General features: G+C 46.9%; 16 protein-coding genes. 3 read left to right on the forward strand and 13 right to left on the reverse strand.

What is annotated here, in order from left to right; genetic code table 11:
* Window positions 1-38: 38 nt before the first annotated feature.
* Both BQ7364_RS05145 and BQ7364_RS05150 read right to left on the reverse strand, forming a co-directional pair.
* The gene (locus BQ7364_RS05145; protein ID WP_200798765.1) at window positions 39-1,493 is read right to left on the reverse strand and encodes a DNA primase family protein; all 1,455 of its coding nucleotides are present in this window, start codon (window positions 1,491-1,493) and stop codon (window positions 39-41) included.
* Window positions 1,468-2,088: a CHC2 zinc finger domain-containing protein gene (locus BQ7364_RS05150; protein WP_072683727.1), complete on the reverse strand. Its 621-nt coding sequence runs from the start codon at window positions 2,086-2,088 to the stop codon at window positions 1,468-1,470. The genes BQ7364_RS05145 and BQ7364_RS05150 overlap by 26 nt, the downstream gene beginning before the upstream one ends.
* A 232-nt stretch (window positions 2,089-2,320) precedes the next feature.
* Between BQ7364_RS05150 and BQ7364_RS05155 the strand changes: the two genes are divergently transcribed.
* Genes BQ7364_RS05155 through BQ7364_RS05165 form a run of 3 tightly spaced genes read left to right on the forward strand, consistent with a single transcriptional unit; the run spans window position 2,321 to window position 3,976 of the window.
* Window positions 2,321-2,530 (forward strand): helix-turn-helix domain-containing protein, encoded by a 210-nt coding sequence (locus tag BQ7364_RS05155; RefSeq protein ID WP_072683728.1) that lies wholly within the window; start codon window positions 2,321-2,323, stop codon window positions 2,528-2,530.
* Window positions 2,530-3,354 carry a helix-turn-helix domain-containing protein gene (locus BQ7364_RS05160; RefSeq protein WP_072683729.1) on the forward strand — a complete coding sequence of 275 codons (825 nt, stop codon included), beginning with the start codon at window positions 2,530-2,532 and terminating at the stop codon, window positions 3,352-3,354. Before BQ7364_RS05155 ends, BQ7364_RS05160 begins: the two co-directional genes overlap by 1 nt.
* The gene (locus BQ7364_RS05165; protein ID WP_083538443.1) at window positions 3,335-3,976 is read left to right on the forward strand and encodes a sigma-70 family RNA polymerase sigma factor; all 642 of its coding nucleotides are present in this window, start codon (window positions 3,335-3,337) and stop codon (window positions 3,974-3,976) included. Before BQ7364_RS05160 ends, BQ7364_RS05165 begins: the two co-directional genes overlap by 20 nt.
* A 120-nt stretch (window positions 3,977-4,096) precedes the next feature.
* Here BQ7364_RS05165 and BQ7364_RS05170 read toward each other — a convergent pair whose 3' ends face one another.
* The 11 genes from BQ7364_RS05170 to BQ7364_RS05220 all read right to left on the reverse strand — a co-directional run bounded on the left by BQ7364_RS05170 (window position 4,097) and on the right by BQ7364_RS05220 (window position 15,613).
* On the reverse strand, window positions 4,097-5,047 hold the full coding sequence (locus tag BQ7364_RS05170; protein WP_072683730.1) for an AP2/ERF family transcription factor: 951 nt from the start codon (window positions 5,045-5,047) through the stop codon (window positions 4,097-4,099).
* A gap of 3 nt (window positions 5,048-5,050) precedes the next feature.
* Window positions 5,051-5,383 carry a hypothetical protein gene (locus BQ7364_RS05175; RefSeq protein ID WP_139248568.1) on the reverse strand — a complete coding sequence of 111 codons (333 nt, stop codon included), beginning with the start codon at window positions 5,381-5,383 and terminating at the stop codon, window positions 5,051-5,053.
* Complete coding sequence (locus BQ7364_RS05180) at window positions 5,376-6,044, reverse strand: sortase (RefSeq protein ID WP_072683732.1); 669 nt, start codon at window positions 6,042-6,044, stop codon at window positions 5,376-5,378. Before BQ7364_RS05180 ends, BQ7364_RS05175 begins: the two co-directional genes overlap by 8 nt.
* Entirely contained in the window at window positions 6,031-7,302 is a 1,272-nt protein-coding gene (locus BQ7364_RS05185) for a Cna B-type domain-containing protein (protein ID WP_072683733.1), read from the reverse strand. The genes BQ7364_RS05180 and BQ7364_RS05185 overlap by 14 nt, the downstream gene beginning before the upstream one ends.
* A gap of 12 nt (window positions 7,303-7,314) precedes the next feature.
* Window positions 7,315-7,905 carry a hypothetical protein gene (locus BQ7364_RS05190; protein ID WP_072683734.1) on the reverse strand — a complete coding sequence of 197 codons (591 nt, stop codon included), beginning with the start codon at window positions 7,903-7,905 and terminating at the stop codon, window positions 7,315-7,317.
* A 17-nt stretch (window positions 7,906-7,922) separates the two neighbouring features.
* Window positions 7,923-11,672: a hypothetical protein gene (locus tag BQ7364_RS05195; RefSeq protein ID WP_072683735.1), complete on the reverse strand. Its 3,750-nt coding sequence runs from the start codon at window positions 11,670-11,672 to the stop codon at window positions 7,923-7,925.
* A gap of 18 nt (window positions 11,673-11,690) precedes the next feature.
* On the reverse strand, window positions 11,691-12,269 hold the full coding sequence (locus BQ7364_RS05200; protein WP_159432755.1) for a SipW-dependent-type signal peptide-containing protein: 579 nt from the start codon (window positions 12,267-12,269) through the stop codon (window positions 11,691-11,693).
* Window positions 12,270-12,427: 158 nt separating this feature from the next.
* Window positions 12,428-13,207, reverse strand: a complete 780-nt coding sequence (locus BQ7364_RS05205; protein WP_072683737.1) for a TasA family protein — start codon at window positions 13,205-13,207, stop codon at window positions 12,428-12,430.
* A gap of 75 nt (window positions 13,208-13,282) precedes the next feature.
* Window positions 13,283-14,038 (reverse strand): hypothetical protein, encoded by a 756-nt coding sequence (locus BQ7364_RS05210; RefSeq protein WP_072683738.1) that lies wholly within the window; start codon window positions 14,036-14,038, stop codon window positions 13,283-13,285.
* Window positions 14,039-14,125: 87 nt separating this feature from the next.
* Complete coding sequence (locus tag BQ7364_RS05215) at window positions 14,126-14,836, reverse strand: SipW-dependent-type signal peptide-containing protein (RefSeq protein WP_072683739.1); 711 nt, start codon at window positions 14,834-14,836, stop codon at window positions 14,126-14,128.
* 54 nt (window positions 14,837-14,890) lie between these two features.
* The gene (locus BQ7364_RS05220; protein ID WP_083538444.1) at window positions 14,891-15,613 is read right to left on the reverse strand and encodes a signal peptidase I; all 723 of its coding nucleotides are present in this window, start codon (window positions 15,611-15,613) and stop codon (window positions 14,891-14,893) included.
* Window positions 15,614-15,756: the final 143 nt, after the last annotated feature.

Genomic DNA, 15,756 nt, shown 5'->3' on the forward strand with positions numbered 1-15,756 from the left:
GTTTCCATTACCATTGATTTTTAATGCCCGAAAACAGGTCAGCTTTGAAAGCTGCTGTTTCCTATAACGGAAGAAAACAGGGGTAAATGCTGCGTACATACGTACAGAGCATGACTGGCAAAATCAATCTCGCCAGTCCTCCGGTACGTACACGGCGAAACATCGTAAAACCCATTTATATGAGGTCTTGCCACAGCTTCCACACCCATGAATCCCCACACCCGCCGTCCGGCAGAGTTGGTGATGTTGTTGCAATGTTCCAGATTGAATCTCCCGGCATTGGCAATCATGGCGTCGCTGAAGCTGCGGGCTTTCAGCGGTGCAAGGGAGTTTTCCTCGCACCACATCCGGTAGATTTCATAGAAATCCTTGGAGCTGATGGACGCATCCGCTTTGCGCCGGATATATCCCTCTGATTCCATGAAATCAAAGATATTGTTGTTGTCACGCTTGACCGCTTCCCGATTTTCCCGGATACGGTCACTCTCTGTGACTTTGAAATTGTTGGCAACAAGCCGCTGCAATCCCTCCAATGCCCACAGGAAGATGCCCTCGGCTTCGGCTTTCATTTTCTCCGCAAGGTCAGGATCATCAGCTCTATCCGCAGGCTTTTCCTTGGTGGTCAGCACAAGCTGTCTGCGGTAAAATCCGTCACTGTGGTCATACAGGGCTTGCAGATCACCGTTGCTGAACGCAAGCAGACGGGCAAACATCCAGCCCTGATAACTCTGCTTACCTTTGCGTTCCAAGTCCATCTTGCCTTGTGCCGTCACGATGGATTTTACATAGTTGGTCTGGCGCAGAGCTTCCATCCGCATATCGTCATCCACGCACAGCAGGATGTGTTCCAGATCGGCACGGGCAAAACGGTTTTCAGAAATCTTCCCGATGCTGCCGTCTTTCATATTCGTGCCGAAGATGGTGGACAGCACCGCACCGATTTGGGATTTGCCCTCACCGCCGTTGCCCTTAATCACCATCATGCACTGTCCTTTGTTGGAGGGAATCAGACAGTAGCCGATGAACTCCTGTAAGGTGGGGATGTCCTCTGCATAGAGCAGTCCATCCAGAAAGTTCAGCCAGATCACCGGTGCAGGAGCGTTGGGATTGTAAGCAACCGACAGACGACTTCTCACGATAGCCGGTCTGCCCTCGGTGAAAGAACTATCCAACAGCAGCGTACCATTAGTGACATGGATGCGATCCTGCTCCGGCGGGAAGTCAGGCACATGGGCTTCCAGTTTCAGCACTTCCAGAATGTTGGTGATCTTCCGGGGAATGTTGTTCACGGCACAGAATTTCAGTTTGTCGTAAATCTCACCACGTAGAGGGAGATCATCTGTCACCCGACCGTCGGGCGTGAAAAAAGCTCCGCTTGCGAAGATGATTCTGCGCTCCTGCAGAAATTCTTCACAAAACAAAGCTTCGTTGATGTTCTGCCCATCAAACCACATGGGCAAGTTCCTATCAGGCGTTTTCCGGTTCTTCGCCATGGTGTGCCACCTCCTTTTTCTTTCGTGCGGTGTACTCTTGCAGAAAAGCAATCCTGCCGTCCTGCATCAGCTTGTCCACCAATGCCACCCGTTCTTCCAGATCGCCCACGGTCAGCACATCCGCCATATATTCGATATGGCGGTGCATCTGGCAAGCTTCCACAAAACGGTCATCATAAGGCTCGTCCGGCGTTTTGGGTGCGTACCGCACTTTCCAATCCTCCAGAAGATGCAGATAATCCGTCAGCACCCGGAAACACAGCATTTCATCCTCCCGGAACTGACGGATATAGGGATGCTTCGGTTTGACCATTGCTGCGGCAGTAGGTGGTTTCGGGTCAAGCCCGAAGTCCGAAGCCAGCTTTTGCGCCGCTTGCAAGCTCGTCAGATCGAACAGCTTTGCTACAAGGTCGATCACATCCCCCTTGGCTCCGCAGCCGAAGCAGAAGAAATAGTCTTCATTCAGCTTCAGGCTCGGATGCCTGTCATTGTGGAACGGGCAGCAAGCCATACCGTTGCGGTTGACTTTCAGCCCGTAGTGTTCGGCGGCTTGCTTTACGCTGACTGCCGCCTTAATGGTTTCATAGATTGTCATTTTTGCATACCTCCTTGATTTTTTCGACGTTTTTTTATTCGTCTCACCCGAATATACGCAAAAAATCACTTTCAGCCGAAAAATCAGGCACTCGTGCAAGAAAGAAAAAAAGCCGCCCCTGAAAATTGCAAAAATGCAATTTCTGGGGCGGCGAAGTTCTTGGGATATATTGATATTATTCCGCAAATAGAATATAATGTGATTACTATGTTTACAGGAGGGTAATGCAGATATGAGATACCTGTCCACTTTTGAAGTTGCAGAGAAATGGGGCATATCTCCCCGGCGGGTTGGTATCCTCTGTAACGAAAACCGCATACCGGGCGCACAGCGGGCAGGAAGCCGCTGGATCATACCCGAAGATGCGCCCAAGCCCACAGATGCCCGCATTAAAAGCGGAAAATATATCAAACACCATACCAACAGAGAGGAGGGCAGCTAATGTCCAGTACCTATTTACCAGCTGATGTTCGTACTCGAATTATAGATTTGATGAAAGAACACAAGTTTTCACAAAAGAAACTGGCTCTGTCTATCGGTGTACACGAAAGCACCCTAAGTCGCTTTCTCAATGGAACAACCGAAAAACTGAGCGAAGAAAGCGTGATCCGTATCGCCAAAACTTTCAATGTTTCCACAGATTTTATCCTTGGAACAACGGAGATCCCCGACAAAAAGAACTATGATATTTCAGAACTTGGCTTATCCGTAGAAGCTGCCAGGAATCTGTACACAGGAAAGGTCAAGGCTGATATAGTCAATCGTCTGTTGGAGAATCCACGTTTCGCAACGGTTACATATATGATCGCAAGATACCTTGACGATACAACGGCAGGCGGCTATGCGGCACACAATCAAATGATCGCCACGGTCACTTCCATGCTTTTGGGACAAAATAAGACTTCTGCTGCGGTGATGGCCGCCAGAGAAGCTAATTCATACAAAGTTCCGGTTTATCAGGCTGACCTTACGAATATCCAGAATACCTTTATGACTGCGGTACGGGAGGTAAAGAAAGAGGTCGGCAGTGAACTGGAAGCACAGAAAGCGCTCAGCAAGGAAATCACTGCGGAAATGTTTACAACACTCATCAAAGGGCAGGACGCACCGGTTTCCACAGTCACACCGGAAGAGATTGCCGATGCCATTACCGGAACGATCGCCAATGTTGACGGTGTAAATCAGGAGGCATTGGACACTTTTAATCAGGCATTGGTCGGGCTGATGCAGACCATGGTGGTACCAAATGACAAGCCAGATGAGTAATGAGCAGCTCTGTATTGCCGCTCTGGACGGTAGTACGGAAGCGAGAAATGCTCTTGTAGAAAACAATCTTCGCTTTATAAAAAGAACTGCCTATGAAATGTGGAGCGCACAACGGGAGCTGAACGCTGCCCTTGGTATTGAGATCAATGATCTGGTGCAGGAAGGGTCTTTGGGCTTACTGGACTGCATTGCCGGTTACAGACCGGACATGGGCAACAAATTCCTGACCTATGCAGCACCGGCGATCCGCAACGCTATGGTGGACTACATCCGCAGATGGAATCCTACTTTTGAAGCGAAAAATCTGGGAAGTATCATCCGGCTGGATGAAGTTGTAAAAGACGAGAATAAAGGACGACACGAATTTGTCTCTGACTCCAGAGCGAAAAATCCGGAGCAGATTTATATTGAAAAAGAAACCCACGAAGAAATCCACACAGCGCTCCTACGGATTGACCGCCGTGAACGGGCATACCTCTGGTATCGCTTCGGTTTTGAGGATGATACATACCATCCGCTGAACGAAACAGCGAAGCACTTCCACCTGTCTGAGAGTAGAGCAAAATCCACGGAAGCACTCGCTCTGGACAATGCGTGGTTGGAACTGCCATGGTGGTACTGATAAAATGACAAAATCGCTGCAATCTTCATTCCACATGAGAATGAAGATTGCAGCGATTTGCTTGTATATGGAAGATAGGTTTACATCTAAATTTTACTTGTCTTTCTACCAGCCACACTGTCAAAGTTCAGGAAACAGCATTACATCCAAACCTTGACCGGCTTTATTTACTATGACTTGAACCGGATTCTGTTCCGCCCATTCAGGGTCAGTATCAGCGATTTCTTTCCATTTCCGGTAATGCTCCGCAACACCATCGAACAGCACTTCCTCGGCTTCCCTGCGGGCTTGGGCGGCATCCTCGATATTGTCGTATGTACCGAGGAAATACTGCTTTTTCTGAAATACGATCTTGGCGACATACTTCCCCCGGATCAGATACACGCCCTTATATCCAGTGGTATTATCCGTCGGCACTTTCTTACTTTTGATTGCGTCCACAGAAGTTCCTGCAACGTGGGTCAGGAATGATTGCAGGCTCTTGTCATGCTCCTTCTTTTGACATCCGCAGCTTTTCATGTTGCAGTAGACAAGGCTGTTATAAGAAACATCGACCTCGTTGCCGCAGTCACAACGACAGCGCCAAATCACACCATCTTTTGGGTCGTTACGTTTCGCTATGTACAGCGCTGTCAGTCGATTGAATTTCTTTCCTGTAATATCCGCAGGACGACCTCGGACTGTTTTGCAGCCACAGTGCGTTCTTCTACCTGTCACAAGGAGAGAGCCTTGTACCACATAATCAGAACCGCAGGAGCATTTGCAAAGCCACTGTGTTGAGTTGTGCTTTGTGTTTTCTACCTTTCGGATCACGGTAAGCTCACCGAACTGCTTACCTGTCAGAATAGGAGAATTTGATTCCAGCGCACGCTCTCTTCTGAGACAGCCGCAGCTGACCGAACCGCCGTATAGCAGACTGCGTTCTAAGACATATCGCTCAGTTCCGCAGTCGCAGCGACAAAGCCACTTGCGTTCATTCCTTGGTGACAGAATGAACGTATCCAACACAGTCCAGCGTCCGTATTTCTGTCCCTCTTTTACCGTTTTGATTCTTTTCTCTTTACTTTCCATAGTTCAGCTTTTCAGAAAACAAACAGCCTGTTCTCTATTTGCAAACTGCATCCCATAAAGGTAGAAAGATATATCATTCAGTTCTTTCAGAGAATAGTTATCAATTTCCATTTCCTTGAGCAATGCTTTTGCTTTGCTACAATATGGTTCTGTTCTCATATCGGATATGTAAGCGCATCCAAGAGCTTTCTTTAACTTTTCAAAAATATCCTCCGAATTACTATCTACAGATGCTCTAATCTTTTCAATCATTTCCGGTGTGCCGGTGAGTTCTCCCGTCTGGAAGTTCTCAAAAACAATACCCGGTTTGTTATAAGGCTTTTTCTGTTTATTCATATTCTTCACCATTTATTTCTTCCGTTACACGGTCACAGAACGCCACTACACGGGTCGCACCGCCCGGAGTACAGGTGTATAGCACCAGATCATAACCACTGTTCTGAACCTCATCTACGGCATCTGGAGCCAGGGTTTCGGGGTCTTTCATCAGCACATAGTGGTTTTCGATGCCGTCCATGTCCGTGAAGATAACTTCCGCACCGCTTTCCAATTTAGAAAGGGAGCCGAAATGAGTCTTATAGTTATGGGCAGCAATCACCAGATCATCTGTTCTGGAGGAACCAAAATGGCGGCATGGAGCAATCTTTAATCGGCTGTAATCCCACTCTGCCATAACCGGCAGTTCCAGTTCCAAAGCAGGAATTGAGAGATAACCGATATACTCATACCCATCGATCATTACCACTGGCATTTCAGCAGGTAATGTTTCTGTTGGTTCTGTGATCTCTATTCCAATTTCAGTTTCAATCTCAGTTGGTTTCGTTGTAGGGTCTGTTTCCTCTGTCATAGCGGAGTGAATCTCGTCCATCAGCGACTCGGCTTGCTGACCGGCACGACGATCTTCCAATCCGTTATAAAGGAAAAGGAGTAGTGCTGAGAAAATCAGCACTACTCCAATCGTTACGAAGATAATGCCAGCTTTTTTAGGCATTTCCATTCTCTTTCTTCTTGCGCATCACAATGACACCGCAGAAGATCATCAGCATACCCAAGCCGCCGAGCACCAGAATAGGCCAGTTCAGCTGACCGGTCTGAATCAGGGTTGCTGTATTTGTAATTGATACCACATCACCATTGGCGCGGTAAGACGGGGTATATCCCTTCGGAATACCGGTTTCCAGAACGCTCCAGTCGCCGTTTCCATCCAGATCATGCCAGGTATATCTCCAGTTATTCCATGCGCCCAATGTCACCTTATCCACGGCTTTATCGCCGTTGTAGAGGGTCACAGTCACGGAGCTTGGACGAATACCATGCTTATCGTTTTCGTCAGACCAGACCTTTTTTACAGTTAGATCCACCGGCTCTGCGGGAACAACAGGCTCATAATCCATGTAGTTGGTAATGAAAACCTTGTTATCCTCGGTCTTATAGGTCGCTTCATAACCGGCAGGAACATCTTCCTTTACAGACCAGTCATAGCGGTCATCCAGATCATCCCAGGTGTAAGTCCACTGGTTGTCTTTGCTCAGTTCGATTTCTTCGTATTCCGTACCGTCACGGAGCAGGTGGACGGTCACGCTATCAGGTCTGTTGGGATAACCGTTGTCATCCCAAATCTTATGTACCGTCAGCTTTTCATACTCAAAGCACTCAGCCAGGAATACCCAGTCTACTTCGCCCACACGGTTGGCGTATTCATTGCCAAGCTCGATAGGAACATCCAGCTCCACTTTCAGGTTCAGGCTCTCACCTTTGCTGAGAGTACCGAGCAGCACATTGTTCACCAGTGCGCCAGCTTCATCAGGAGAAGCGATATAGATCAGCTCTGTGCCGTTGTAGATACGCATGGTCAGCTGAGAGAGAAAGTCCTGCATGGTTGCAACGGTTTCGTCTCTCTGACCGGCAACATTTGCCTGATCCTTACCGTCGGTGTTCTCAAAAAGTTCGCTGTAAGTCAGAGGATTGCCATTTTCATCGTGAACCACGGCTCTCATGTACAGCTTGATGTAATCACAGTCGCTGGCTTCGTTCTTAACCTGAATGGTTTCGGTCAGCTTGTCGCCGGGCATAACGTCTTTGAAATTATCAAAGAGGTCGGTTGCTGTGTATTCGCTACCGGGCTGGAAGTCGAAGCCTTCCTGTGCGCCTTTGAATGTGATGGAAGAATCTGCTGCAAAAGCTGTTACGCTTAGGCTTAGAAGCATTACCAATGCAAGGAGGAGAGAGGATAAGTTTCTAAATGTTCGTTTCATTCCTGCACCTCCTTACTCTGCATCAGCGAGTTTGTTGCCCTGAACCTGCAAACCGCTGCTTGCCCACTCGGTATTGAATACCGTTTCGGGAACACTCTGAATACCGGAACCAATGATTTCAACCGTCAGGTAATACCCCTCTGCAGGAGAATCGTCTATCGGAGAAATCTGAGTAATCAACGCATTTGAAGTAGTTGCACCGGCTGCTACTGGGTATTTGTAATAGTAGAAGCCATCATCACCCGTCAGCCAGTCTGTGCCAGGAGTCCATGCAGTATAGTTCGTACCAGCTACAGGAGCCTGACCATAGACATTGCCATCCTTATCCTGCCATGTTACGACCACAGCAGCACGAATCCATGCTTCGGTATCGCCGGTGTTCTTAATTTTGACATCTTTCTTTGTCTCACCATCTAAGGTTTCGTCAACATAAGTCGTTACCTTGGAAGGATTGAACAGGTTGCTCAGCGGGCCATCGCTGTCCATAAGGAAAGCGATGGTGCCGCCAACAGTTACGGTCAGAAGCAGAAGAAGGGAGACCAGCAATGCCGCAGATTTTCCGGATCTTCTGTGAGATCTTCTATGATGTTTTCTTTGATACATTTTCACGGCCTCCTTTCTTACTCGTCTTCATCCTTGCGGATGACATTTCCGTTGTTGCCCCACCAGTTTTCGCAATAGCTATCACCGGAGAGCCAGAACCGATCTGTACGAGTATTCGTAAACGTAACGGTTCCTTGCTTGTTTTGAAAGGTTAAAGAAACCGTCCCATTTGCAGGGTCAGATGTTACTTCATCATAGCGCCAAGACCAATCAGTTAATTCCTGAACGGTATAGTCACCAACTGGCAGATGTTTGATTGTAGTGGAGCCGTTGCCCACAATAACAATATCCATGCTAAAGGAATCTGGTCCTGTCACTCGGAACAAGAAACTTTGATTTTCGTCCTTGGGATCTGCTCCTTCCTTCGTTATGGTTAAATCTCCGTAAACATTCAACTCATATATGTTGGTTGCAGTGTAGGCATAAACCAAGTTTCCTGACAAAGTTTCGCTGTCCGGTGCTTTAGAGGTCAGCTCCAGATCGGTAATTGTTGGCAAACTGGTTTCTTTAATTACATACGACTTATCCTTATCTGGCAGGAATTTCTGATTATTGGAATCTACAAAAGTCGCACTACCAACGAATGTCTGTGTATCAATCGTAACTTTAGCTGTTGCCACCGGTGTAGTCGAATCTGCTTCAAATAAGCCAAACTCTACAGTATAATTCTCGAGCATCGTTGCGAGGTAATCCTTATCGTTTTCAGACAGATCCTCATAATTGGAAATTTCGACTTTCTTTGTTACTGTTACACCGTAGGATTCAAAATACAGTCTAAGGATATTATGATTTGTATACACCTCACTAAGTGTTGTTCCAGTGTAAGGGCGTCCATTGATCTCGGTTTTCACCAATGTGGTACCATTCAATGCAGTACAGTTTGTGTTGTTATAAGAAGCAGTCTTATTCAGAGGATATCTCATGGTGTCACGGTTGAGATCAACACGTCCGCTTTCTGTCAGCGTACTCTGCAGCACACCATCCTTGTAGTATTCAATCTGCCAAGGCATTTCGTCAGAGAAAGAAACCTTGTCAATAAAGTTACCGCCTGAATAGTTAACGCCTTCACCCTTAACATTTCTATATCTATCATGCGAAGTGCTACCGGCTGCAAAGAAGAATCGAGTCAGATATTCGCCTTCGCCAACTTCGTAGGCAGAGGAACTTGCATACTGTTTCCATGCAGTATGGTCAGTAGCTACTTCCCAAATCTTGTACGAAATGCCGTTATAAGTTACTTCTTTGCCATTGGCATCAAAGCTGTACTGAGTTGTAGGTCTTTGATTAGTGAAATCATCCACAGGATACCCAGCTGCACGAATCAACTCGTTTAACTGTTCCTGCGTTTTGATATGTTCGACCTGATCCGTAGGAGCTGCTATAACATACATATAGTCCTTCTGATCAGTCAAAGTTGTTCCATTAACAGTATAGCTAAATCCATCAGGAAGCCATGTACCACCACCCGCCGCAGAAGAACCCGCATAGTTTCTGCCTCTGTGACTGAGGGACCAATACATTGAAGTTCCTGGGTAGGTCAAGATATCCTGATATAAAGCACCGGGAGCATCACAGTTAATTTCTGCACACTGTACCCCATCCGGGAAGTTATAGTCAGGTTCAACATCGTCATAAGTAAATTTTCTTGTCCCATCAAAGGTTATTCCAGGAATCAGCTTTGAGATACCATAGGTTCCTTCAATAGCTGTTTTTGTATCGACGCTAACGTTCAGAATTTCAATGTCCTGACAAATTTCATTATCACGAACGCTCTCACTGGTAGTTTTCCAGTAAAGCCCAGGAGCACCATTGGGATAGTCATGTGTGACATAAACCGACTTTGGATACTCAAAACCACCGTTCAAAAGCTCATTTCCATATGGAACCGTGTATTCCGCTGTTGCAATAACATTGTCCCCATTCTTGACCGTAACTGTGTAGGTCTTCATCGGAGAATCTGTGTTAGCATCTTCTGCATCAATGCCGCCACGATCCATGGCGATATTGACCGCACCATCACTGATAGCATATGGAGCTTCCAGAGCAACCGGGTTGACTGTTTCCCCGTCATCTCTGGTCCACTCATATGTCAATCCCTCTGTATCAATACTTTGAGTGAACGTAGGAACCAAACAACCATTTTCGGCTACTTGATCATCAACATAAAGGGCATCATCAGTTTCAATGACTTGAACATAAAAATATTCCTGCTGTCGAATATATCCATCACCATCACCATCATCACCTGTAGTTGCATACTCAAACTGGATGGTGGCTGTCTCAGCACCAGAAGGCTCTTTTGCTGTTAATTTTAACCAATAATACTGATAAAAATTAGTTGTATCGCCAGTTGAACCGTCTGCGGAAAGATTGCTGTTATATACCTCGAAGTCCACATATTCATCGCCAGCCTCTACCGTCCAAGTACCACGGCCTGTATTGGTTGTTCCTGCCGTAGGTTCCCACTTGAAATACTGAACATCACCACGTTTCATTGTTATGGTCGAATTCGGGGAAAGTAATTCCTTTCGGGACAAATCATTGTAACCATTAACAATGAAAATTGAAAAACTGTCTGTTTCAAAGGAAATGGTACCATCGTCGTTCACGGTTATTTCATCGTCCTCGGAACTCAAAACAGTATAATAAACCGTATTTTCGTTTTCATCGGTGTAGGATTTTGCTGAACCATTCTCAATAGCACGCTGAATTGCAGCTTCATCATCAAGAATGTGGTAAACTTTAACTTCCTCGTCATCCTGAATATCAGTTGTGTCCAAAGTAACAGTCACCTTTTCTCCAGGCTGCCATTTTGCACCGTTGGACTCAATGGATATATCAAAGAACTCAACCCAGGAGAAGTATTCGCCCATATCAGGAAAAATCTCATCCATGATCTCGAACATGATTTCGTCTTCTGGAACATCTACGGTAACAGCAGCTCCGTCAGGCAAATTACCAGCGATTTCAACCGTACCGTCTGGAGATTCGATTTCTCCCGGAATTGATATATCGGGGTTTTCTTCACTGGTGTTCTCAACGTGAACATATTTATAGCCACCCATTGACAGAGCAATTTCACCAATTCCTAAATCAATAAATCGAAACTCATACCATTCAGCAATGCCATCCGCATTAGTTAAAATTTTCTTGATTTCTACTTGATAATTGCCTTTAAGGACATAATAATTCTTATCTACATCATTATGATTTTTATAAACCTTAGAACCGCTTCTGATCCAAATCTTATCGCCAACCTGGGGGCCGTCAGTTTCAGCAATATCCTCAACAGGAGCTTCATACTGAGAACAAGTCTCCAGGTGTCCCTCGGTTGCACCGCACTCGGTGCAGCCTACTACATCGTTACCACTAACGGTAGGTTCCGTAGTTTCCTCTGTAGGAGCAACATACTGAGAACAGGTATCCAGATGACCCTCGGTCTGGTTGCATTCTGTACAGCCTACCGGATCGGTGCTGATGGCAGAGCCGGTAGTGACGGTAGGTTCCGTAACCACAGTAGGAGTCGTGGTAGGCTCCGTGGTTTCGTCAGGAGCTTCCGTAGTTAAAGGAGCTACAATATTAAATGAGCAGGTTTCTGTATGTGCGTCAGATCCGCCGCATTCCTCGCAAGTTTCTACTGTTTCAGTCGTGGTGGTTGTTTCTACCACAACATCGTCGGTTCCCTCAGTAGCAAATGCACTGATCGGGCCGTTTGTCAGCATAAGGAAGCAGAGGAACAAAGCAGTTGCTCGTTTCATCAATTTCATTTCAGTTTTCCTCCTTCCTTATTCAGCAGGCCAACCGGCAGCTTCGATTGCGGATGCCCCATTGTTGGCCGTCTGCACGCCCTGAGCTTTCACAATAACCTCAACGGTGCAGTTCTGATATTCATTGGTCATATTCGGACCGTCAAAAACGACTTCCGTAAAGAAGGCTTCCGTCGATTCGCCGGTCTTGACGGGGGCATTGTAATACCACCATTCACCGTCGCCGTCCTTGCGAAGCCAGTCCTCACCATTCATGGTCAGGGTAATAATGCTTGCCAGAGTTTCAGGGGACAGTTCCATTACTGTCTTATCAGCTCTGGTAATGACTACCTCAAACTTCGCACGGATATAGGCTTCCGCCTCCAAATTTTTAATGGTTGCAATTTTGCTTACGGTCACACCGGGCATAACGTCGATAGGGTCATCCGGGTAAGGATCTCCGATCTCGTCCTGCCATTCTTCGATCTCGATGTCCACAGCGTTGGTTGTGATCACGTTGTGAACCTGATCTTCGGATGTGAAGTAAGCGAGCGTTCCTGACGCAAGGATGGCCGCACATATTGCCACCGTTGCCAGGAGTAATAATTTCTTCTTCATATACCGTGCTCCTCTCGGTCTTATTGTTGCATCGTAAACGATGACTTTTTGTTGATTTTTATGGCTAAAGCACCATATGAGAATATCCGAAGCCGATTTTTCAACTTCGGGTACTCTCATATGGCCCCTCCCCGAAGGGAGGGAGCCAAGAAATTTAATTAAGGATTAACAGTTGCTTCGGTATCAACCCAGGTCTTACCAGAAACAGTCTTCCAATCGATCTTGCTGGTGTAAGCAGAATCAGTAGGATCACCGAATGCAGTGTTCAGAGCTTCATAAGCATTGTTGAAGCCTGCTGCCTGAGTACCTTCTGCTGCTACGTAGATATACCAGTTGTCGCCCAGAACGTTCTTAATACCTTCGATGTTTTCGTTGGTGGTCTTGGAATCCAGATAGACCTGATGGATAGCATTGGGAGTGGTCTCACCATTCTTCAGGATGGTCTCGTAAGTAGCAACATAGACGTTGTATTTGATATCATCGATGGTGATGGTGTAGAAGTTCCAGTCTTTTGCATCGTAGCCGGCAGCGTTTGCGGTGGCTGTCCAGTTCCAGGATTTGTTGCCATAGTTCTGGAAGTTCCAGTGCAGGGTGTTGGCAGCGGCGTTGAAGCTAGGATCGCCGTCATCCAAAATGGCGGGGACAGCGATGTGCACACGAACGTAAGCATCTTCGGTGCCAATGTTATCAACATAAACTTCCTTTTCGATGCCGTTCTTCAGAGTGCCTGCCTGGGCGGAGCCAGTAGCAGGGATCAGTTCTTCGATACCCTGAGCATCGTTATCACCGAAGTCTTCCCACAGGTCAATAGCTACCTTGCCGGTGGTGAAGGTATTCTTCTGTGCATCAGTATCGGAGAAATAAGCCAGAGTGCCGCCGATAACGGCAGTTGCTGCCAGGGCTACGACTAGGCAGAGGGAAAGAATTTTCTTCTTCATAGTTTTAAATTTCCTTTCTTAAATTGGATTTTTGCTTGTTATGTAAAAGGCTTTGCCTTTTGCATCAAAATGGGGTTAAGGAGTGGTGTTCATGTCAGCTGCTCTTGCCCATGCTTCGGCTGCGGTAAACTCATCAGCTGTTTTTGCCTTGTCGCCGTCGCTGTTAGTCTTAAAGAGCTGTACTGCATAAGCCTGGAAGCTCAGGGTAGGTTGTGTCTTGCCTGTACCGGTGATTGCTTCCATCATCTGTTCGGTAACAGAAGGCTTTACGCAAACCTGATTTTCACCCCAGGTGATTGTGAAGTCATCTTCATCGCCCATAGGGTCGGTATAAGAACCTGCACCGAGAATACTGAACTCTTTAATGGTGTCATCCTTGTAGACCTTTCGACCAATGACGATTTCATCAGCCAATGTACTGATAGTTGCAAGCGTACCGCTTGTATTAGTGGGTTCTACAATCTCCCAACCAGCAGCAATTGCATAGCTGATATAGGCATCCAGACCAGGCGTAGTGGACTCAGTGATTTTGACAAACAGCCAGCAATCCTCACTGCCATCCTCAACAGTCACTTTTGGGTCTTTCTCAATCGTCCAGCCGGGAACCATAGGCGCTGTCTTATCTACAGGCTTCGTCTCTTCCAATTTAATGTCGATGTCGGATTCCGTGAAGGTATTCGTCACAGAACCACCATCAGCAGTCAGCCAAGCCAGAGTACCGCCGATCACACCGCCAACCAGCAGGACGCAGGCCAGAACCAGAGCCAGAGACTTGCTGCCAAAAGTTCTGCGGCGACGACGACCCTTGTGTTCGTATCTGCCTTTGCTCATGTCGTGTTCCTCCTTTCTTCGATTTTTTACTTTGGGTTATTTCAACAGATGGAGGAACACGAGTTCACATCCGGTGAAAACAAAGAGTTAAGGGTTCTGTGTGCCGAAAGCAGTCCATGCGCCTGTTTCGTCATCTTCGAAGCCATCTGCCTGAATAGCATGAGCGTTCACAATGATCTTGACATCTTTCAGGTATGCAAGATGGGTGTTGTCGATCTCCCCAGGAACAGTAATGTGAGTGAACAGATCAGGCAGAACAGTATCGTTCTCAGACTTGGCTACGATTTCCTTATAGCGGAATTCATAAACGCCGTTCTTACCGTCAGTAGACTGTGTATATTCCTGCATCTTCCAGGTGTTTGCATCCCAAGTGCAGGTGCCGTTTTCATCTACACAGAGCATCTGGAGCAGGAAAGTGCCATCCGTACCGTAATACTGGGCAGTTGCACCATCGTTAGGCAGAGCCAGCTTCAACTGGTCGATGTTTTCGACAGTTACAATCATGCGGACATACGCAGCTTCACTGCCGGCATCCACAGTCACAGTAGGATCTTTGTAGTAGGTATGACCAGGGAGCAGGTGATACTCATTAGCCTGCACACGGGAATCGTGAGTGGTTTCATAGGAACCATCCGTTTTCACGTCAGCTTCATCCAAAGACAGACCCACGGAGCCGACTGTGAATGTATTCGTGACAGTATCTTTGTCGGTCAGGTAGGCAAGCGTGCCGAAGATGGATACGGCTACTAAAAGTACCGCACACATCGACAGGAGCAATGCCTTGTGTTTGCTTTTCATCTTGGTTTCCTCCTTATTAAAATGTATATAGGGAGCCTTTCGGCATTGCCCTCGTTAAGAGTTGCGGGGCTGTTCAAACTTGCCCTGCTTTTTCTTCCGCTTCGGGTTCTTTTCCTTGTCGTCTTCGCCGCCGAACAGATCAGGCAGGAACACCAGCAGAAGCAGAATTGCCCCGGCAGAAATTGCAATGTATGTGCCGGGCGGGTTCTGGATATAATTGGCTACATAGCCCAGCTGCGGAATGGTGAACACCGGAGAGCCAATTACATTTTTATAATGTACAAGGGAGCCATCTTCCGCTTCATTTGCATCGCCTTTGGTCTTAAAGCGTACAACGGTGGAGTCAGTCTCATCGGGAACAACCTCCACAATGCGGTGAGTGGCAACAGTATCTTCGTCCAGCATAAAGGTAATCACATCGCCGCTTTCCAGTTCGAAGGGGTCAACATTCTTTACATAGATCAGGGAGCCAACATGATAGGTAGGCTCCATGCTTCCCGAAAGGACGGTGAACACCTGCAAGCCGATCAGCCTTGCACCCACCAGAAGCAGCGCAAGAATCACAACGACTGCCACAAGGACAGTTGTGAACCAGTTCCATATTCTTTTTACAGTTTTACTCATGACTTCTATATATGACCTTCTTTCTTTTCTGAGAGAAGGGCTTCTCTCGTTGATCTTGAAAACAGGAAAAGCGACGATCTGCTGACCGCCGCCTAATTTTTCTATAAGCACGGCCACGATCATGACTTGCAGCGCTGGCTTGCCGCAGACCATCTGCTTTAGCTCTGCCGCACATAATTCATATAATGTCAGGCCCTTCTACTAATGAACCCTGACAAAATTCATATAATGTCGTGCTTATTGACTGTTATTCAGTTGTCAAAAATGGCTTTACCTATTTTTGAGCGCACAAAAGC

The organism is Holdemania sp. Marseille-P2844 (assembly GCF_900120005.1).
Taxonomy (GTDB): Bacteria; Bacillota_I; Bacilli_A; order Erysipelotrichales; family Erysipelotrichaceae; genus Holdemania.